The following is a 19,233-nucleotide window of genomic DNA, read 5'->3' on the forward strand; positions in this document are numbered from 1 at the left end:
GTCACTCCCCTCGGGCGAGCTGGTCGGAGATCTTCTGAAGCTGCTCCCGGCGCTTCTCCAGCGACGGGTGCGTGGACAGCAGCGACGAGAACGTGCTGCGCGCCGACAGCGCGGGCGCGAAGAAGAACGCGTTGAACGGCTCGGCGGAGCGCAGGTCCCGGCTGGGGATGCGCGACATCTCGCCGGACACCTTCGTCAGCGCGCTGGCCAGCGCGGACGGCCGCCCGGTCAGCAGCGCGGCGGCGCGGTCCGCCGACAGCTCGCGGTACCGCGACAGCGCGCGGGTCAGCAGGAAGCTGATCGCGTACGCGACGGCGCTGACCAGCACGACGACGAGCAGGATCAGCCCGGTGTTCTGGTCGTTGCTGCGCCGGTTGAACCCGCCCCACAGGCCCGCCTGGAGCCCGAACCGGGTCAGCAGGCCCGCGCAGATCCCGAGGAACGACGCGATCGTCATGACGGCGACGTCGCGGTGCGCGACGTGGGCCATCTCGTGCGCGAGGACGCCCTCCAGCTCCACCGGGTCCAGCCTGCGCAGCAGCCCGGTCGTGACGCACACGACCGCCTTGGACTGGTTGCGGCCCGTCGCGAACGCGTTCGGGACGTCGGTGTCGGCGATGGCGACCTTCGGCTTCGGCGCGTCCGACAGCGCGCACACGCGGTCGATGACGCCGTGCAGCTCGGGCGCCTCCTGCGGCGTCACCTCGCGGGCGTGCATCGCGAACAGCGTCAGCTTGTCGCTGAAGAAGTACTGCGCGAACAGGAACAGCATGGCGACGACGAGCGCGACCACGCCCCAGCGCGGAACGAGCACGAAGAAGGCGCCGACGAAGACGACGTACACCAGCCCCAGCAGGAACATCGTCAGCAGCATCCGGGACGTCAGTCCGCGGTCGGCGGCGTATCGGGTCCGTGCCATCGGTTCCACCTCTCACTTGCCTGCGGCTCGGCCGCCCGCGGTCGGCGGGCGCCGGGCCGGTCGCACCCCGGGCGGCCGGGCCGTCGCGTGGGGACGGCCCCCGCGGCCCGGCCGCGTCGGCGGCGTGGTCACGCCCGGTGCGACCTGATCGGTCCGATCCGGACTCAGTCCGGGATCAGCCCCTCGTCGCCCAGCATCTGCCGGACCTCGCCGATCGCCGCGTCCACCGGCGGCAGGATCAGCTCGGACGGCTCCAGGCTGTCGGGCGGCAGCGGCCGCCCGACCTTGCGGACGTTGTCCAGCAGCGCGTTCAGCGCCCCCCGGAACTCGTCCTCGTCGCCGGACTCGATCGCCGACTCCAACTGGTCGTCGAGGGCGTTCAGCGCCGCCAGGTCGCCGTCGGCGACGTCGAGCTGCCCCTCGCCCATGATGCGGACGATCACTGGGCACCCCCGGGCTGCTGCGGCCACTGCACCTGCTGCGGCGCGGCGGCCTGCTGGCCGGGGGCCTGCTCCTGGCCCGGGTTGAGCTGCTTGGGCGCGGGCGCCTGGCCCAGCTCGGCCTTCAACCGCTCCAGTTCGAGGTCGACGCCGGGGCCGGAGCCGACCCGGTCCAGCTCGGCCTGGATGTCGTCGCGGGGACCGGAGAAGTCCTCCAGGGCGCCGGAGGCCAGCAGCTCGTCGATCGCGCCCGCGCGCGCCTTCATGTTCTCGGTCTTCTCCTCGGCGCGCTGGATCGCGAGGCCGACGTCGCCCATCTCCTCGGAGATGCCGCTGAACGCCTCGTTGATCTTCGTCTGCGCCTCGGCGGCCGTGTAGGTCGCCTTGATGGTCTCCTTGCGGGTGCGGAAGGAGTCCACCTTGGCCTGCAGCCGCTGCGAGGCCAGCGTCAGCTTCTCCTCCTCGCCCTGGAGCTGCTGGTACTGCGCGCGCAGGTCGCCGAGCTGGGAGTCGAGGCCCGACCGGCGCGTCAGGGCCTCGCGGGCGAGGTCCTCCCGGCCGACCTGCAGCGCCTTCTTGCCCTGCTCGGTCAGCTTGTTCTGCTGCTGTTCGAGCTGGTTGATCTGGAGTTCCAGGCGCTTGCGGGAGGTCGCGACGTCGGCAACGCCCCGGCGGACCTTCTGCAGCATCTCCAGCTGGCGCTGGTAGGAGTAGTCCAGAGTCTCGCGCGGATCTTCCATGCGGTCCAGGGCCTTGTTGGCCTTGGACTTGAAGATCATCGACATTCGCTTCATCACGCTCATCGCGCCGGCGCCGGTCCCTTCGTGTGCTGTCCGCTTCAGTCGCAAACTGGGCTCAATGACCACTGCTGGGCTTGTATCACCCTACGCGTTAACGCGCGAGGCGGTCACGATGTTCGCAGCCGGTAGGCTGATCCCGTGTTCGGACGTCGTACCCAGGAAGCCCCTGAAGATCCTCCGCAGGTCGTAAAGCCGGGAGGCAAGGGGCGCCCCACGCCCAAGCGGTCCGAGGCGCAGAAGAAGCGCCTCCAGCCCATCACCGCGCCTCCTTCCGACCGGAAGGAGGCGTACAAGAGGCTGCGCGAGAAGCAGGCCGCCGAGCGCGCCCGGGCACGCGAGGGCATGGCGCGCGGGGAGGAGAAGTTCCTCCTCAAGCGCGACAAGGGACCGGTGCGGCGGCTCGCCCGCGACTACGTCGACTCGCGGCGCACCATCGGCTCGTACCTGATGTACGTGCTGTTCGCGATCATCGTGCTGAGCCTGCTGCCGATCCCGGCGGCCCGGCTGTTCGGCCTGCTCGCGCCGCCGGTGCTGCTCGTCGCGGTGTTCATCGAGGGGTTCGTCCTCAGCACGGGCGTCAAGCGGATCGCCGCGGCCAAGTACCCGGACGAGAGCACCAAGGGCATCGGCATGTACGCGGCCCTGCGCGCGATGCAGATCCGGCGGCTGCGGCAGCCCCCGCCGCAGGTCAAGCTCGGCGAGCGGCCCACCGCCTGACCGGGCCCGCCCCGCGCCCGGTCTAGGGTCTCCGATCATGGAGTTCCGACACCTGGGCCGAAGCGGCCTGAAGATCAGCGAGATCGCGTACGGCAACTGGCTCACCCACGGCTCGCAGGTCGAGGAGGACGCCGCCCGCGCGTGCGTGGCGGAGGCCCTCGACCAGGGCGTCACCACGTTCGACACCGCCGACACCTACGCCGGGACGCGCGCCGAGGAAGTGCTCGGCCGCGCCCTCACCGGCCAGCGCCGCGAGGGCCTGGAGATCTTCACCAAGGTGTACTGGCCGACCGGTCCCGGGCCCAACGACCGGGGCCTGTCCCGCAAGCACGTCTTCGAGTCGATCCAAGGTTCGCTGCGGCGGCTCGGCACCGACTACGTCGACCTCTACCAGGCGCACCGGTTCGACTACGCGACGCCGCTGGAGGAGACGCTGCGCGCGTTCGACGACCTCGTCCGGCAGGGCAAGGTGCTGTACGTCGGCGTCTCGGAATGGCGCGCCGAGGAGATCGAGCGGGCGCTGAAGATCGCCGACGAGATGGGCTTCGACCGGATCGTCTCCAGCCAGCCCCAGTACTCGATGCTGTGGCGGGTCATCGAGGACGAGGTCGTCCCGCTGTGCGAGCGGGAGGGCATCGGGCAGATCGTCTGGTCCCCCATCGCGCAGGGCGTCCTCACCGGCAAGTACCTGCCGGGGACGCCGCCGCCCGCCGGGTCGCGCGCCACCGACGAGAAGGGCGGCGCCGACTTCGTCCGCCGCCTGCTCGACGACGACGTGCTCACCCGCGTGCAGGAGCTCAAGCCCATCGCCGCCGACCTCGGGCTCAGCATGGCGCAGCTCGCCGTCGCGTGGACGCTGCAGAACCCGAACGTGTCCGCCGCGATCATCGGCGCGTCGCGGCCCGAGCAGGTGCGCGACAACGTGAAGGCCGCCGGGGTCAAGCTCGACGCCGACGTCCTCGCGCGCATCGACGACGTGCTCGGCCCGGTCGTCGTGCGCGACCCCGCCAAGACCGTCAGCCCGCGCCGCCGCCCCTGACGCGCGCCGCGTCCCCGGCCGGACGGGCGTCCGGCCGGGGACGCGGTCACGTCGGCTCGTCCAGGGCCAGCGCGGCGACCTTCGCGTCGTCGTCCAGCAGCACCGCGCGCGTCGCACCGTCCGCCCGCAGCGCGCGCCAGTTCTCGCCGAGCCACGATTCGGCGTCCGACCGGGTCGGGAACGTCTCCTCGACGGTCTCGTCCGCCCCGTCCGCCCGTTCCAGCTTCCAGCTCCAGGCCATCGCGCGCCGCCTCCGCTCGATCGGTCTCGTCGGTCGGAGCCGAGTTTATGGCTCTTTCGGGCGGCCGCCCCGTCCCGCGCCGGTCCCCCGGCCGACGAATCGCCCCTTACAGTCTGTTCTCGCTATGGACATCGACATTCTCGGAGACGCCGCGGCGGGCGGATGGCCTGCGGCGGGGTGCCGGTGCGCGTCGTGCGCCGCGCTGCGGCGGGACGGGCGGGGCGCGGCGGCGTTGCGCGTGCTCGTGGACGGGGTTCCGCTGGACGCGCTGCCCCGGCGCGACGTGGCCGGGGGGTTCGAGGCGACCGCGCCGGACGGGTCCGTCCTGCTCGTCGCGGCCAGGCCCGGGGACGCGCCCGAGCCCTCGGCGGGGGTCCGGTACTCCGCCGTCCTGCTCGATCTCGTCGGACGTCCTGAGCATCTGGGTCGGCTGCGGCGTGCGGGCGCGGTCGGTCCCGCCACCCGCGTCCACGCCGTCCACCTGGACCACCGGACGCGCTCCCGCGCCGAACTCGACCGCCTGCTGCGCCACTGGCTCGCGCCCGTCGACGGGCCGCACCGGACGCTGCTGCTCGGCGGCTCGCGCTCCGGCAAGTCGCGCGAGGCCGAGCTGCGGCTGGCCGCCGAACCCGCCGTGACCTATGTCGCGACCGGCCGCGACGGCGCGGGCGACGCGGAGTGGGCGGCGCGGATCGCCGCGCACCGCGAGCGCCGCCCCGCGTGGTGGACGACGGTCGAGACGAACGACGTCGCCGCCGTCCTGCGCGCGGCGCGCGGCGCGGTGCTCGTGGACGGCCTCGGCTCGTGGCTGACGGGCGCCATCGACGCGGCGGACGGCTGGTCGGACCCGGCCCGCGCCGCCGCGCCGCGCGTCGCGGACCTGGTCGCGGCCTGGCGGGAGACGGCGGCGCGGGTCGTGGCGGTCAGCGACGAGGTGGGCCTGTCGGTGGTGCCCGCGACGGCGTCCGGGCGGGCGTTCCGCGACCTGCTCGGGGAGCTGAACCGGCGGCTGGCGGCCGAGTCGGAGGACGCGGCGCTGGTCGTCGCGGGCCGCGTGCTGGACCTGCCGTGATCGCGGGCCTGCGGCTGGCGGTGACGCTGCTGACCGTCGTCCCGCTCCGCGCCGACCGCGTGGACCGCGCGACGGCCCGGACGGCGATGCTCGCCGCCCCCCTGGTCGGCCTGATCCCGGGAACGGCCGCGGCGGCGGCGTTGCTTCTGGCGGACCTGGCCGGACTGTCCCGCCTTTTGGGCGCATTCCTCGCGATCAGCGCAATGGCGGCCGTCACCCGAGCCCTCCACCTGGACGGCCTGGCGGACCTAGCGGACGGCCTCGGCAGCGCCAAACCCGCCGAAGAGGCCCTGGCCATCATGAAGAAGTCCGACATCGGCCCCTTCGGCGTAGTAACACTGATCTTGACACTCGGAATACAAGCAACGGCACTGGCCACAGCACCAACCCGGGAAACTGCGGCGACAGCAGCCTTGGTAGCGGCGATGGCAGGCCGCCTAGCCCTCCCGTGGGCTTGCAGAACGGGCGTCCCATCAGCACGGCCGAGCGGCCTAGGAGCCCTGGTAGCCGAAACAGTCCGACCGAGAGCCGCCTACGCGGTAACCGCAGCAGGGCTCACGGCCGCAGCTCTCATCGGCCTTGCAACAGGCCACCCGATCAAAACGGCCCTAGCAGTGGCAGCGGCAACAGTGGCGACCCTGGCCGTCCTGACTCACACCCGCAAACGCCTAGGCGGCATCACCGGTGACGTACTAGGCGCCCTAGTGGAAATAGCAACGACAACAGCACTGGTAGTACAAGCAGCGCACTAGAAAAACCCTCGTAGAAAAAACGAGAACACGAACCACCCACACCAGCAAAAGGGGGTCACCCGCGCGCGCACGGCCGCGAGCCGCCAGGCGAGCGGCCGGGCGCGCGCAGCGCGGAGGATGCACCGCAGCGGAGCGCTAGCGGAGTGAGGATGCATCCTCCGCGCCGCGGGGGGGTGTGGGGGGTCGTCCCCCCACAAGCAACACAGCGGAGCGCCAGCGGAGCGAGGATGCATGCTCCGCGCCGCGGGGGGTGTGGGGGGTCGCCCCCCCACCCACTAACATCTGCTACGTGACCAGCATCAGCCTTGCCAGTGAAGCTCCCGCAGACCTCGACGTCGACGCGATCGTCATCGGCGTCTCCTCCGACCCGTCGGGGGTGCGCCCGGGCGGGCACCCGCTGGCGGCCGCGCTCGACGAGGCGCTGGGCGGCCGGCTGGCGGCGGGCCTGTCGGCGCTGGGCGCGACGGGCGAGGCGGGTGAGCTGACCCGGCTGCCGACGCTCGGCGCGGTCCCGGCGAAGGTCGTCGTCGCGGCGGGCCTGGGCGGCACGCCGGACGCCGAGGCGCTGCGCCGGGCGGCGGGCGCGGCGGTGCGTTCGCTGGCGGGCACGGGCCGCGTGCTGGTGGCGCTCCCGGCCGGGACGCCGGCGGAGACCGAGGCGGTGGCGCTGGGCGCGCTGCTCGGCGCGTACGCGTTCACGACGTACCGGACGGGCGAGGCCAAGAGCCCGGTCGCGGAGGTCATCGTGGCGGGCGGCGCGGACCACGGCGCGGCGGTGGACCGCGCGCGGACGCTGGCCGGTTCGGTCGCGCTGGTCCGCGACCTGGTGAACACCCCGCCGTCCGACCTCGTCCCGGACGACTTCGCGCGGATCGCGCGGCAGGTCGCCGAGGACGGCGGCCTCGCGATCGAGGTCTTGGACGAGAAGGAGCTGGCCGAGGGCGGTTTCGGCGGCCTGACCGGCGTCGGCCAGGGTTCGGTGAACCCGCCGCGCCTGGTCCGCGTCGCCTACACGCACCCGGACGCGACGCGCACGCTGGCGCTGGTCGGCAAGGGCATCACGTTCGACTCGGGCGGCCTGTCGCTGAAGCCCGCCGACGCGATGGACTGGATGAAGTCCGACATGGGCGGCGCGGCGGCGGTGCTGGGCGCGCTGCGGTCGATCGCGGAGTTGAAGCCCGCCGTCAACGTCGTCGGCTACATGGCGATGGCCGAGAACATGCCGAGCGGCAGCGCGCAGCGCCCGTCCGACGTGCTGACGATCTACGGCGGCACGACCGTCGAGGTGCTGAACACCGACGCCGAGGGCCGCCTGGTCCTGGCCGACGCGCTGGTCCGCGCCGCCGAGGACGGCCCCGACCTGATCGTGGACGTCGCGACGCTGACGGGCGCGCAGCTCGTCGCGCTCGGCACCCGCACGACGGGCGTCATGGCCAACGAGGACGCCGTCCGCGAGGGCGTGGTGGACGCCGCGACGCGCGCGGGCGAGGCCGCGTGGGGCATGCCGCTGCCCGCCGAGCTGCGCAAGGGCCTGGACTCGCCCGTCGCGGACCTCGCCAACATCAGCGGCGAGCGCTGGGGCGGGATGCTGGTCGCGGGCGTGTTCCTGAAGGAGTTCGTGCCGGACGGCGTCCGCTGGGCGCATCTGGACATCGCCGGGCCGTCGTTCCACAAGGGCGAGCCCTACGGCTACACCCCGAAGGGCGGCACCGGCGCCGCGACGCGTACGTTGGTGCAGATCGCGGAGGACATGGCCGCCGGGAACCTGTGAGGCGTCCGGCGGAACGGTCCGGTGACACGGTTCCGGTGCCGCGCGACCTGACGAGCGCATAGGTTGAGCGCGGAAACCGGGAGAAGAGGGGACTTCGTGGCCGACGGCGCCTACGACATCGTCGTCCTGGGCGGTGGGAGCGGGGGCTACGCGTGCGCGCTGCGCGCCGCGGAGCTGGGCCGCACCGTCGCGCTGGTCGAGCGCGACGCGCTCGGCGGCACGTGCCTGAACCGCGGCTGCATCCCGACCAAGGCGCTGCTGCACGCGGCGGAGGTCGCGGACCAGACGCGCGAGGCCGCCGCCGTGGGCGTGCGCGCGGTGTTCGAGGGCGTCGACATCGACGCGGTCCACGCCTACAAGGACCGGGTCGTCGCCACGACGGTCAAGGGCCTGACCGGGCTGATCCGCTCGCGCGGCATCGAGATCGTGCCGGGCACGGGACGGCTGACCGGGCCGACGACCGTCGCGGTCTCCGGCCCGGACGGCGAGCGGACGCTGACCGGTCGGCATGTGGTGCTGGCCACCGGTTCCGAGCCGCGCGCGGTGCCGGGCGTCGAGGTCGACGGCGAGCGGATCATCACCAGCGACCACGCGCTGCGGCTCGGGAAGGTCCCCGCCTCGGTGATCGTGCTCGGCGGCGGCGTCATCGGCGTCGAGTTCGCCAGCGTCTGGCGGTCGTTCGGCGCGGACGTCACGATCGTCGAGGCCCTCCCCCACCTGCTGCCGCTGGAGGAGGAGTCGTCCTCCGCGCGGCTGGAGCGCGCGTTCCGCAGGCGCGGGATCGCGTTCCGCACGGGCGCGCGCCTGTCGGAGGTGCGGCCCACGCCCGGCGGCGTCTCGGCCGTCCTCGCGGACGGCTCCGCCATCGACGCGGAGCTGATGCTCGTCGCGGTCGGCCGCGCCCCGGTCACCGACGGACTGGGGCTGGACGCGGCGGGCGTCGCGACCGAACGCGGGTTCGTCGTCGTCGACGGGCACTGCCGCACGAGCGTCCCCACGATCTCGGCGGTCGGCGACCTGGTCGCCACGCCGCAGCTCGCGCACGTCGGATTCGCCGAGGGAATCCTCGTCGCCGAACGGCTCGGCGGGCTCGACCCGCGGCCGATCGACTACGACGGCGTTCCCCGCATCACCTACTCCGCGCCCGAGGTCGCCTCGGTGGGACTCACCACCAGGGCGGCCAGGGAGCGCGGCTACGAGGTCGACGAGGTGGCCTACGACCTCGCCGGCAACCCCCGGAGCAAGATCCTCGGGACGCAGGGCGAGGTCAAGGTCATCGCCGCCGTCGGCGGTCCCGTCCTCGGCGTCCACATGGTCGGCGCGCGTGTCGGCGAACTCATCGCGGAGGGACAGCTCATCTACAACTGGGAAGCCCTGCCCGGCGAGGTCGCCTCGCTGATCCATCCCCATCCGACCCAGTCCGAAGCGGTCGGCGAGGCACACCTGGCGCTCGCCGGCAAGCCATTGCACGTGCGCGGCTGAACGCCGGCACAGTATTTCGAAGGAGTCGCTGAGAGCCATGCCGGTCTCCGTCACCATGCCCCAGCTCGGCGAGAGCGTCACCGAGGGCACTGTCACCCGCTGGTTGAAGAAGGAGGGTGAGCGCGTCGAGACCGACGAGCCGCTTCTCGAAGTGTCGACCGACAAGGTCGACACCGAGATCCCCTCGCCCGCCTCGGGCATCCTGACCAGCATCACCGTCGCCGAGGACGAGACCGTCGAGGTCGGCGCGGAACTCGCGGTCATCGGCGACGAGGGCGACGCCCCGGCCGGCGGCGGCGCGCCCGCCGCCGAGCAGGCCGCGCCGCCCGCCCCGCCCGCGCCGGAGCCGACGCCCGAGCCCGAGCCGGCGCCCGCCGCGCAGCAGGCCCCGCCGCCGTCGGCGTGGCCGCCCGCGCAGCCCGCCGCGCCCGAGCCCGCCCCGGCCGCCGAGCGGCCCGCCCCCGCGCCCGCGCCCGCCCCCGCTCCGGCCCCGGCTCCGGCCGCGCCGCGGCAGGAGGCCCCGGCGCAGCCCGCGGGCGAGGGCCCGTACGTGACGCCGCTGGTGCGCAAGCTCGCGTCCGAGCACGGCGTCGACCTGAACGCCGTCGAGGGCACCGGCGTCGGCGGACGCATCCGCAAGCAGGACGTGCTGGAGGCCGCCCGCGCCAAGCAGGCCCAGCCCGCGCCGTCCGCGCCCGCCGCCGCCCCCGCCGCGCAGCCCGCGGCGCCCGCCCCGGCCCCGGCCGCCACGGCCGCGCCCGCCGAGCAGCTCGCGCTGCGCGGCAAGACCGAGAAGATGAGCCGCATCCGGCAGACGATCGCCCGCCGGATGGTCGAGTCGCTGCAGGTCTCGGCGCAGCTCACCACGGTCGTCGAGGTGGACGTCACCAGGATCGCCCGGCTGCGGGACCGCGCCAAGGCCGACTTCCTCGCCCGCGAGGGCGTGAAGCTGTCGTTCCTGCCGTTCTTCGCGCTGGCGGCGATCGAGGCGCTGAAGACGCACCCGAAGGTCAACGCCGTCATCAACAGCGAGACCAACGAGGTCACCTACCACGACGTCGAGAACCTCGGCATCGCGGTGGACGTGCCCGAGCGCGGCCTGATGGTCCCGGTGATCCACAACGCGGGCCAGCTCAACCTGGGCGGCCTCGCGCAGCGGATCGCGGACGTCGCCGAGCGGACCCGCACCAACAAGGTCAGCCCGGACGAGCTGGCGGGCGGGACGTTCACGCTCACCAACACCGGCAGCCGCGGCGCGCTGTTCGACACGCCGATCCTGAACCAGCCGCAGGTCGGCATGCTCGGCACCGGCTCGGTCGTCAAGCGCCCCGCCGTCATCGACGACCCGGCGCTCGGCGAGGTCATCGCCGTCCGGTCGATGGTCTACCTGGCGCTGACCTACGACCACCGCCTCATCGACGGCGCCGACGCGGCCCGCTTCCTCGGGACGATCAAGCACCGCCTGGAGGAGGGCAACTTCGAGGCCGACCTGGGCCTCTGACCTTCCGCGACACGAGCGGCCCCGCCACCCCCTCTCCGAGGGAGCGGCGGGGCCGCTTCATCGCAGCGCCCGCCCGCCCGCGCGCGCCAGCGAGCGGCCGGGTGCCCCTCTTTCAGGTCAGGCGCGGCGGTCGGAGAGCGCGTAGGCGGTGGCCGCGGAGACGGCGGCGGCGGTGAGGACGGCGGGCCACGCGCCGACCTTCTTGGCCAGCGGGTGCGAGCCGCCGAAACCCGCCAGGTAGACGGCCGTCAGCGCGGCCGCGCCCTTCGGGCCCGCGGTGCGCGACCACTCGCGGGCGCACCAGGCCCCGGCGACGGCCAGGACGGCGCCGCCCAGCTCGCGGCGGCGGGTGAAGCGGGCGGCGGCGTAGCCGCCGACGAGACCGGACGCGGCGACGGCCGCGGTGGGGATCTTGGGCATGGGAGAAGCGTATTGGTGCGCCGCCCGCGCGGGGACGGCCCCCCGCGCCTCGCGCCCGCCGCCGACGATCTGTTCCAAGATTCTCTAAAGGCGGACATGGCACGGAACAACGGGCCTAGGGTCTGTCTCAAAGCGCCTCAGCCACAGCGCGAGTGCGTTGACTGGCCGGTGAAGCGACGCCGGAGGCGAGCTTCACCGGCCAGATCGCGGAGCGATGCCGCGCTCGCACAGGCCCGGTCAGGCCCGAGCCGCCAGGCGAGGGCCGTGGGCCGGGACTCTGAAACACCGCCTAGCGTGACGACGTCCACGACCTCACCGCGACGATTGGAGTGCCTCCACATGAGCACCGACGGGCAACCGCACATCCTGGCGATCGGCGGGGGTTCGTTCCTCGCCGACGAGCGCGGCGGCCTGCGCCCGAGCCCGCTGCTGCGGTACGCGCTGGACCTCACCGGCCAGGACCGGCCGCGCGTCTGCTTCCTCGCCACCGCGCTCGGCGACGGCGACCGCTACCTGGCCCTCGGCTACGAGGCGTTCGGCCGCCTGGACGCCGAGGTGAGCCACCTGGCGCTGTTCCCGATGCCGAACGTCGAGGACGTCCGCGCGCACCTGCTGTCGCAGGACCTGATCTACGTGTTCGGCGGCAGCGTCGCGAACCTGCTGGCGCTGTGGCGGCTGCACGGCGTGGACGGCGCGCTGCGGGAGGCGTGGGAGCGCGGCGTGGTGCTGTCGGGGCAGAGCGCGGGCGCGCTGTGCTGGCACGTCGGCGGGAACACCGACTCGTTCGGCCCCGAGCTGGCCCCGCTGACGGACGGCCTGGGCTTTCTGCCGTACGCGTGCGGCGTCCACTACGACAGCGAGCCGCAGCGCCGCCCCCTGCTGCAGCGGCTCGTCGGGGACGGGACGCTGCCCGCCGCGTACGCCGCCGACGAGTCCGTCGCGCTGCACTACGTCGGCACCGAGTTCGTGCAGGCCGTCGCGTTCCGCGAGTCCGCGAGCGCGTACCGGGTGGAGGCGGACGGGAGCGGCGGCGCGAAGGAGACGCCGGTCGCGCCGCGGCTGCTCGGCGGCGAGGCATAGTGTGGGCCCGTGAGCGAACTGGACGTACGCGAGGCCGCCGGGCGATCCCCGGGCGCCTCCACCGGTGAACTGGTCGTCGTACACGCGGGCTTCGGGTCCGCGGCCGTCCCGTACGAGGACGCCTGGGACCTGCAGCGCCGCACTCACGCGCTGCGCGCCGACGACCGCATCCCCGACACCGCACTGTTGCTGGAGCACCGGCCCGTCTACACGGCGGGCAAGCGGACCGAGCCGCTGGACCGGCCGTTCGGCGACCCGGGCGCGCCCGTCGTCGACACCGACCGGGGCGGCAAGATCACCTGGCACGGGCCGGGGCAGCTCACCGGCTACCCGATCGTGCGGCTGCCCGACCCGGTGGACGTCGTCGCGTACGTGCGGCTGCTGGAGCGCATGATGATGGACGTCTGCGCCGAGTTCGGCCTCGCGACCACGACCGTCGAGGGGCGCAGCGGGCTGTGGGTGCCCGGCACGCCGGACCGCAAGATCGGGTCGATCGGCATCCGGGTGTCGCGCGGGGTGACGATGCACGGCTTCCAGCTCAACTGCGACAACGACATGAGCTGGTTCGACCGGATCGTCCCGTGCGGCATCCGGGACGCGGGCTCCACCAACCTGTCGCAGGAGACCGGCCGCCCGGTCCCCGTCGCCGAGGTGCTGCCGATCGTCGAGCGGCGGCTGGCCGAGGCGCTCGGCGCGCCCGGGATTCTGCACCGCACGGTCGCGCAGCTCGCGGGCTAGCGCTCCGCCATCACCTTGTAGACGGCCTGCCCCTCCGCCGCCGCCCGCGCGAAGAAGTCCGCGAGGGCCGCGTGCGCGGGCCGCAGCACCCGGTCCAGGACCCCGTCGTCGAACGCGTCGGCGTCCTGGACCTCCGCCGCCTTCATCGCCGTCAGGTCGAAGCGGCCCGCGACGCGCTCGAACGGCGCCGCCGCCAGGTATCCGGCGATCGGGCCCACGCGGCCGGGGTCCAGGTAGATGACGTCCAGGCCGAGCTCGTCCGCGCCGTCCTCGGTGAGCAGCCGCCCGCCGCACACGACGTCGCCCTCGGGCTGCGGGCCGTCCCACGGATCACCGGTCAGCAGGTAGTGCAGCGCCTGCCACGCGCCGCCGAGGTCCAGCGCGCAGCCCGCCGGCGCGGCCGCGCGCCGCCGGGCGGGGCCGAACAGCAGCCGGGCGACCGCCCCGGGGTCGGACTCACCGTCCAGCACGGGCGGCACCCTGAGATACGACATGGCCAGGCCCACGGTGGTCCTCCTGCGATGAAACGGGGGGTCGGCGTGACGACAGGGAGTCACCCTAGAGAGATCCGCGCTGCGCAGCGGGAGGAACACGCCAATCGAGTCCTGTTCGGTACATGACGGCCGCGGTAACGGCACCGGCGGCGCGGACGTAGGCTGGAGCGGTGACGACGGTGACACCTGGGGAGCGCAAACTCCTCCGCATTGAGGCACGCAACAGCCAGACCCCCATCGAGCGCAAGCCCGAATGGATCAAGACCAGGTTGAAGACCGGCCCGCAGTACCGCGAGCTGACGCGCCTGGTGAAGTCCGAGGGTCTGCACACCGTCTGCCAGGAAGCCGGCTGCCCCAACATCTACGAGTGCTGGGAGGACCGGGAGGCCACGTTCCTCATCGGCGGCGACCAGTGCACCCGGCGGTGCGACTTCTGCCAGATCGACACCGGCCGCCCCGCCGAACTCGACCGGGACGAGCCGCGCCGCGTCGCCGAGTCCGTCGCGTCGATGGGCCTGAAGTACGCCACCGTGACCGGCGTCGCCCGCGACGACCTGGCGGACGGCGGCGCGTGGCTGTACGCCGAGACCGTCCGGCAGATCCACGCGGCCGTCCCCGGCTGCGGCGTCGAACTGCTCATCCCGGACTTCAACGCCGACCCCGGGCAGCTCGCGGAGGTGTTCGGCGCGCGGCCCGAGGTGCTCGCGCACAACGTCGAGACCGTCCCGCGGATCTTCAGGCGCATCCGGCCGGGGTTCCGCTACGAGCGCTCGCTGGACGTCATCCGGCAGGCGCGCGCCGCGGGCCTGGTCACCAAGTCCAACCTCATCCTCGGCATGGGCGAGACCCGCGAGGAGGTGTCGGCGGCGCTGCGCGACCTGCACGCCGCCGGTTGCGAACTGATCACGATCACGCAGTACCTGCGGCCCACCCCGCGGCACCACCCGGTGGAGCGCTGGGTGAAGCCGGACGAGTTCGTGGAGCTGTCCGCCGAGGCCGAGAGCATCGGTTTCGCGGGCGTGATGTCCGGTCCGCTGGTGCGGTCCAGCTACCGCGCCGGGCGGCTGTACCGGCAGGCCATCGAGGCCCGCGACGCCTGACCGGGCGGCCGGGCCGCCGCCCGCCGCGACTATCCTTGGACGCATGTCGAAAACGCCCGCCGACGGGGTTCAGGACAACCCGGGCCGCCTGAAGCAGATCCGCATGGTCGCCCAGGTGCTCCGGCAGACGGACCCGAAGGCCCTCCCGATCGTCGCCGCCTCCTCGATCGGCACGCTGGTCGTCGTCGTCCTCATCGGGGTGCTGATCGGCCAGCCGTGGTTCTTCATCCCGCTGGGGATCCTCGCGGCCGTCGCGGTGGGCATGATCGTTTTCGGCCAGCTCGCGCAGCGCGCCCAGTACAAGATGATCGCCGGGCAGCCCGGCGCGGCCGCCGCCATCCTCAAGAACATGCGCGGCGCGTGGACCGTCACCGAGGCCGTCGCGGGCAACCGCAACCTCGACATGGTCCACCGCGCCGTCGGGCGGCCGGGCGTCATCCTGGTCTCCGAGGGCCCGCGCAGCCGGGTCGGCGCGCTGCTCGGCGCGGAGAAGAAGCGCATCTCCCGCGCCGCGCAGCAGGTGCCCATCTACGACATCCAGGTCGGCACCGACGAGGGCCAGATCCCGGTGGACAAGCTCCAGCGGCACATCATGAAGCTCCCCCGCAACCTGACCAAGCCGCAGGTGTCGGAGCTGAACGGGCGGCTGCAGGCGCTCCCCCGCTCGATGCAGATGCCCAAGGGCCCCATCCCCAAGGGCGCCCGCATGCCCAAGGGCCCGAAGTTGAAGTGACCCCCCGGCGCGGGCGACGAATCCCCCGGAGCCGTTCGCGCCCGGCCGCTCGCTAGCGCTCGCGGCCGTGCGCGCGCGGGGCAACCCCCAGGGTTTCGTTCCCGCTCAGATCCGGATGACGGCCGTGTTGGCGGCGCGGTCGTGGAGGCCGCGGTGGTCGCGGTCCCAGATGAGGGCCGGGACGAACAGGACCAGCAGGAACGCGCGGGCGAGGCCCCAGCCGAGGCCGAGGGGGCGGCCGTCGAGGCGGATCACGCGGACGCCGCACAGGCGCTTGCCGATCGTCAGGCCCGCCAGGCCCGTCAGCAGCCACGCCTGGACGCCGAAGACGCCGAGCGCGACGAGGCTGCGCTGGGACGGGTCGAGGTCCAGCGCGCGGGTGAGGACGCTGGCGATGAGGAGCGACAGCGCCCAGTCGATGAACAGCGCGCCGAGGCGGCGGCCGTAGGACGCGGCGGAACCGCTGCCGGTCGCGGGGAGGCCGAGCCGCTCGCCGGGGGCGCCGAGGTCGACGCCGGCCGATCGCGCGCCGCCCAGCCAGGTCTGCGTCCACCGGGGCCCCGCGCCGCCCCGTCCGTCGCTGCTCATGCGAATACGCTATCTGTTCCTGGGTAAGGATCATCCTTGCGTCGTGCGGTCTGGGCGTCCGTTCCCCCTTTTTCGTGCCGTTCCTGCGGTGGGACGGCCCCGGGATGCGCCTTCGCGTGACATGTAACACGGGCGAAACACACGGGACACGAGCGGGAAACCTGACCGGTCCTAGCCTGGAGTCCCGGCCATGAGCGCCCCTAGGGAGGCTGAATGTTCAGCAGTGCCGACGAGGTCCTGAGCTTCATCAGGGATCATGACGTGCAGTTCATCGACTGCAGGTTCGTGGACCTGCCGGGGAAGATGCAGCACGTCACGTTCCCGGCGGAGCGGTTCGACACGGACTTCTTCACCAACGGGCTGATGTTCGACGGCTCGTCCGTGCGCGGGTTCCAGGAGATCCACGAGTCGGACATGCTGCTCCTGCCGGACCCGGCGACCGCCGTCATCGACCCGTTCCGCAGGCACAAGACGCTGAATCTGAACTTCTTCGTCCACGACCCCCTCACCGGGGAGCCGTACAGCCGCGACCCGCGCAACGTCGCCCGCAAGGCGCAGGACTACGTGCGCGGCACGGGCATCGCCGACACGGTGTTCGTCGGGCCCGAGGCGGAGTTCTACATCTTCGACGACGTCCGGTTCGAGACGAAGCAGAACGCGGGCTACTACTTCCTCGACTCGGTCGAGGGCGCGTGGAACACCGGACGCGAGGAGGAGGGCGGCAACCTCGGCGCCAAGCCGCCCTACAAGGGCGGGTACTTCCCCGTCCCGCCGATGGACCACTACGCCGACCTGCGGACGGAGATGGCGGCGCAGCTCATGGGCGTCGGCATCAAGGTCGAGCTGCACCACCACGAGGTGGGCACGGCGGGCCAGGCGGAGATCGGCGTCAAGTTCGACACGCTGCTCAAGAGCGCCGACCAGCTCATGCTCTACAAGTACGTCGTGAAGAGCGTGGCGCGCGCGGCGGGCAAGACGGTCACGTTCATGCCGAAGCCGATCTTCGGCGACAACGGCTCGGGCATGCACGTCCACCAGTCGCTCTGGAAGGACGGGTCGCCGCTGTTCTACGACGAGGTCGGCTACGCGGGCCTGTCGGACACGGCGCGCTACTACATCGGCGGGCTGCTGAAGCACGCGCCGTCGCTGCTGGCGTTCACGAACCCGACGCTGAACTCCTACCACCGGCTCGTCCCGGGCTTCGAGGCGCCGGTGAACCTGGTGTACTCGCAGCGGAACCGGTCGGCGTGCATCCGCGTGCCCATCACGGGGTCGAACCCGAAGGCGAAGCGGATCGAGTTCCGCGTCCCGGACCCGTCCTGCAACCCGTACCTGGCGTTCTCGGCGATGCTGATGGCCGGGCTGGACGGCATCAAGAACAAGATCGAGCCCGCCGAGCCGGTCGACAAGGACCTCTACGAGCTGCCCCCGGAGGAGGCCCGCGCGATCCCGCAGGTCCCCGGCTCGCTGGACGCGGTCCTGAACGCGCTGGAGGCCGACCACGACTACCTCCTGGAGGGCGGCGTCTTCACGCCGGACCTCATCGAGACGTGGATCTCCATGAAGCGCGAGTTCGAGATCGACCCGGTCCGCCTCCGCCCCCACCCCCACGAGTTCGAGATGTACTACGACGTCTGATCCGCACACCCGAAGCGCGGGCACCGGTCCTCCGGTGCCCGCGCTTCGTCGTTCGCGAGGTGGCCGCGCGCGGGCGGGGAGGTGGACCGTTGCTGAACCGTTGTCGAGGTTTGGGGAAGATCAGGGCAGATTGGGGTGTTGCCGCCTAGGAGATGTCGATCAAGGGAGGGCGCATGGCCAGCGTTCGGGTCCGGCGGACCGAGGACGGTTTCGAGGCGGTCAACGACCGCGGCGCGCGCGTGGCCGTGGGCGGTCCCGAGGACGACGGGGTGTTCAGCCCGGTGGAGCTGCTGCTGGCGGCGCTCGGCGGGTGCGAGCTGGTGACGGTGGAGCCGTTGACCGCGCAGCGCGGGCACCGGCTGGTGCGGCTGGAGGCGGTCGCGGCCGCCGAGAAGGTCGAGACGAGCCGGCTGGGGAAGATCACGCTGACGTACGACGTCGAGCTGCCCGCGGACGACGAGAAGGCCGCGGAGGTGTTCGAGGCCGTCGCGCACCGCGTCCACGAGCGGTACTGCACGGTCGGCAACGCGCTGCGCGAGCCGATGACCGTCGAGCAGGTGCTTCCCTGACCCCCGGCGGCGTCCGGCGGCCATGACCGGGGAAAGATCGGGTATGGCTGCCGTACCACTCGAATCACCCCGAACAGTGGCGAAGGGAGCACGATGCGCGATCCGCCGAGGCGGCGCCCGCGAGTCCCCCGCACCCCGCCTCCACCGAAGGTCCGTATGCCGCATCGAGGACCTACTACTCAAGGCTGAGATGAAGACCGTTCGTCGCGGTGATCTCAAGCCGGTGATCACACGGCAAAGATAGGTAGCATGGCCCAAACCGCCCCTGCGCCCCCCAGAGGCCAGCCCGCTCCCGAACGCTCGACCCGTCCGGCGGCCGGCATTGGCCTCGGCGCTCCCCCCGTGTGGCGGGAGCTCCTGCTCATCGCGCTCTTCTACACCGGGTACTCGCTGACGCGGCTCGTGCTCGTCGAGGACGGCACCGGTCCCGCGTTCCGCCACGCCCACGAGATCCTGTCCGCCGAGCGGTTCCTCGGCATCGACGTCGAGCTCTGGATGAACCAGGCGCTGCTCCACGTGCCCTGGCTCGCACGCGCCGCCAACGTCTTCTACGCCACCGCGCACTTCGTGGTCACCATCTCGGTCATGGCGTGGGTGTGGCGGCGGCATCCGCAGGACTACCGGTGGCTGCGGACGTCGTTCGTCCTCGCGACGGGCGTCGCGCTGTTCGGCTTCTGGCTCTACCCGCTCGCGCCGCCGCGCTTCCTGCACACCGAGGGCTTCGTCGACCCGGTGACGGCGCTGCACTCCCTCGGCCTGTACTCCGGCGACGCGTCCGGCTCGTTCTCCAACCAGTACGCCGCGATGCCCTCGATGCACGCCGGCTGGTCGATCTGGTGCGGGTTCGTGATCATCAAGCTGGCGGCGCGGCGCTGGGTGAAGCTGCTCGCGGTGCTGTACCCCGCGACGACGCTGTTCGTCATCCTGTCCACCGCGAACCACTACGTGCTGGACGCGGTCGCGGGCATCGTGCTGATCGCGGGCTCGCTGAGCGCCGCCTGGCTCGCCTACCATCGCTGCCCGGCGCCCCTGCGCGGGCTGCCGGGAAGAGCGGTGGGACGGGTGGCGGCGCGGGTGCGCCGCGGCGCGACGGCGCGCGGCGGACCGGCGGGCGACTCATCGACGGCGGAAGTCTGACA

Annotated in this window: 21 protein-coding genes; 14 read left to right on the plus strand and 7 right to left on the minus strand. The window is 72.8% G+C overall.

All coding sequences use genetic code 11. The annotated features are described in order from the left end of the window. Position 1: 1 nt before the first annotated feature. The 3 genes from htpX to G339_RS0109795 form a co-directional block, all read right to left on the minus strand. Complete coding sequence (gene htpX, locus G339_RS0109785; protein WP_019630896.1) at positions 2–919, minus strand: zinc metalloprotease HtpX; 918 nt, start codon at positions 917–919, stop codon at positions 2–4. 164 nt (positions 920–1,083) lie between these two features. Further along, entirely contained in the window at positions 1,084–1,362 is a 279-nt protein-coding gene (gene pspAA / locus G339_RS0109790; RefSeq protein ID WP_019630897.1) for a PspA-associated protein PspAA, read from the minus strand. Continuing rightward, entirely contained in the window at positions 1,359–2,162 is an 804-nt protein-coding gene (locus tag G339_RS0109795; RefSeq protein ID WP_205625513.1) for a PspA/IM30 family protein, read from the minus strand. The genes pspAA and G339_RS0109795 overlap by 4 nt, the downstream gene beginning before the upstream one ends. Positions 2,163–2,297: 135 nt before the next feature. Between G339_RS0109795 and G339_RS37605 the strand changes: the two genes are divergently transcribed. Next, positions 2,298–2,876, plus strand: coding sequence for a DUF3043 domain-containing protein (locus G339_RS37605; protein WP_026341304.1), 579 nt, complete (start codon positions 2,298–2,300; stop codon positions 2,874–2,876). A gap of 37 nt (positions 2,877–2,913) precedes the next feature. Then, complete coding sequence (locus tag G339_RS0109805) at positions 2,914–3,915, plus strand: aldo/keto reductase family protein (RefSeq protein ID WP_019630900.1); 1,002 nt, start codon at positions 2,914–2,916, stop codon at positions 3,913–3,915. Positions 3,916–3,961: 46 nt separating this feature from the next. Here the strand turns inward: G339_RS0109805 and G339_RS0109810 are convergent, their stop codons facing one another. Continuing rightward, on the minus strand, positions 3,962–4,156 hold the full coding sequence (locus G339_RS0109810) for a hypothetical protein (protein ID WP_019630901.1): 195 nt from the start codon (positions 4,154–4,156) through the stop codon (positions 3,962–3,964). A 124-nt stretch (positions 4,157–4,280) separates the two neighbouring features. On the opposite strand from G339_RS0109810, the gene G339_RS0109815 reads away from it, so the two are divergent. The 5 genes from G339_RS0109815 to sucB all read left to right on the plus strand — a co-directional run bounded on the left by G339_RS0109815 (position 4,281) and on the right by sucB (position 10,734). After that, positions 4,281–5,228 carry a bifunctional adenosylcobinamide kinase/adenosylcobinamide-phosphate guanylyltransferase gene (locus G339_RS0109815; protein ID WP_019630902.1) on the plus strand — a complete coding sequence of 316 codons (948 nt, stop codon included), beginning with the start codon at positions 4,281–4,283 and terminating at the stop codon, positions 5,226–5,228. Next, entirely contained in the window at positions 5,225–5,980 is a 756-nt protein-coding gene (locus G339_RS37610; RefSeq protein WP_084693185.1) for an adenosylcobinamide-GDP ribazoletransferase, read from the plus strand. The genes G339_RS0109815 and G339_RS37610 overlap by 4 nt, the downstream gene beginning before the upstream one ends. A 289-nt stretch (positions 5,981–6,269) precedes the next feature. Next, a complete protein-coding gene (locus G339_RS0109820; protein WP_019630903.1) occupies positions 6,270–7,751 on the plus strand; it encodes a leucyl aminopeptidase in 1,482 nt (493 codons plus the stop codon). 96 nt (positions 7,752–7,847) lie between these two features. Next, a complete protein-coding gene (gene lpdA / locus G339_RS0109825) occupies positions 7,848–9,233 on the plus strand; it encodes a dihydrolipoyl dehydrogenase (RefSeq protein ID WP_019630904.1) in 1,386 nt (461 codons plus the stop codon). 37 nt (positions 9,234–9,270) lie between these two features. After that, a complete protein-coding gene (sucB, locus tag G339_RS0109830) occupies positions 9,271–10,734 on the plus strand; it encodes a 2-oxoglutarate dehydrogenase, E2 component, dihydrolipoamide succinyltransferase (protein WP_019630905.1) in 1,464 nt (487 codons plus the stop codon). A 117-nt stretch (positions 10,735–10,851) separates the two neighbouring features. On the opposite strand, the gene G339_RS0109835 is transcribed toward sucB, so the two are convergent. Continuing rightward, positions 10,852–11,154, minus strand: coding sequence for a hypothetical protein (locus tag G339_RS0109835; RefSeq protein WP_019630906.1), 303 nt, complete (start codon positions 11,152–11,154; stop codon positions 10,852–10,854). Positions 11,155–11,493: 339 nt separating this feature from the next. Between G339_RS0109835 and G339_RS0109840 the strand changes: the two genes are divergently transcribed. Together G339_RS0109840 and lipB are read left to right on the plus strand one after the other, a co-directional pair. Next, a complete protein-coding gene (locus tag G339_RS0109840; protein ID WP_019630907.1) occupies positions 11,494–12,234 on the plus strand; it encodes a Type 1 glutamine amidotransferase-like domain-containing protein in 741 nt (246 codons plus the stop codon). A gap of 18 nt (positions 12,235–12,252) precedes the next feature. Continuing rightward, complete coding sequence (lipB, locus tag G339_RS0109845) at positions 12,253–12,972, plus strand: lipoyl(octanoyl) transferase LipB (protein ID WP_420804488.1); 720 nt, start codon at positions 12,253–12,255, stop codon at positions 12,970–12,972. Here the strand turns inward: lipB and G339_RS0109850 are convergent. Then, positions 12,969–13,466: a YfbM family protein gene (locus tag G339_RS0109850; RefSeq protein ID WP_240489771.1), complete on the minus strand. Its 498-nt coding sequence runs from the start codon at positions 13,464–13,466 to the stop codon at positions 12,969–12,971. The two genes, lipB and G339_RS0109850, sit on opposite strands and share 4 nt — an antisense overlap. Before the next feature lie 179 nt (positions 13,467–13,645). Here G339_RS0109850 and lipA point away from each other — a divergent pair, with 179 nt between their 5' ends. Both lipA and G339_RS0109860 read left to right on the plus strand, forming a co-directional pair. Further along, positions 13,646–14,566 (plus strand): lipoyl synthase, encoded by a 921-nt coding sequence (gene lipA / locus G339_RS0109855; RefSeq protein WP_420804489.1) that lies wholly within the window; start codon positions 13,646–13,648, stop codon positions 14,564–14,566. A gap of 43 nt (positions 14,567–14,609) precedes the next feature. Further along, on the plus strand, positions 14,610–15,299 hold the full coding sequence (locus tag G339_RS0109860) for a DUF4191 domain-containing protein (RefSeq protein WP_019630911.1): 690 nt from the start codon (positions 14,610–14,612) through the stop codon (positions 15,297–15,299). A gap of 105 nt (positions 15,300–15,404) precedes the next feature. On the opposite strand, the gene G339_RS0109865 is transcribed toward G339_RS0109860, so the two are convergent. Further along, positions 15,405–15,887 (minus strand): RDD family protein, encoded by a 483-nt coding sequence (locus tag G339_RS0109865; RefSeq protein ID WP_019630912.1) that lies wholly within the window; start codon positions 15,885–15,887, stop codon positions 15,405–15,407. Between the two features lie 213 nt (positions 15,888–16,100). Here G339_RS0109865 and glnA point away from each other — a divergent pair, with 213 nt between their 5' ends. The 3 genes from glnA (at position 16,101) to G339_RS33160 (ending at position 19,231) form a co-directional block, all read left to right on the plus strand. Beyond that, the gene (gene glnA, locus G339_RS0109870; RefSeq protein WP_019630913.1) at positions 16,101–17,525 is read left to right on the plus strand and encodes a type I glutamate--ammonia ligase; all 1,425 of its coding nucleotides are present in this window, start codon (positions 16,101–16,103) and stop codon (positions 17,523–17,525) included. 173 nt (positions 17,526–17,698) lie between these two features. After that, positions 17,699–18,094, plus strand: a complete 396-nt coding sequence (locus G339_RS0109875; RefSeq protein WP_019630914.1) for an OsmC family protein — start codon at positions 17,699–17,701, stop codon at positions 18,092–18,094. A 342-nt stretch (positions 18,095–18,436) separates the two neighbouring features. Then, on the plus strand, positions 18,437–19,231 hold the full coding sequence (locus G339_RS33160) for a phosphatase PAP2 family protein (RefSeq protein ID WP_019630915.1): 795 nt from the start codon (positions 18,437–18,439) through the stop codon (positions 19,229–19,231). Positions 19,232–19,233: the final 2 nt, after the last annotated feature.

Origin of the sequence: Actinomadura atramentaria DSM 43919 (assembly GCF_000381885.1) — a bacterium.
GTDB lineage: Bacteria > Actinomycetota > Actinomycetes > Streptosporangiales > Streptosporangiaceae > Spirillospora > Spirillospora atramentaria.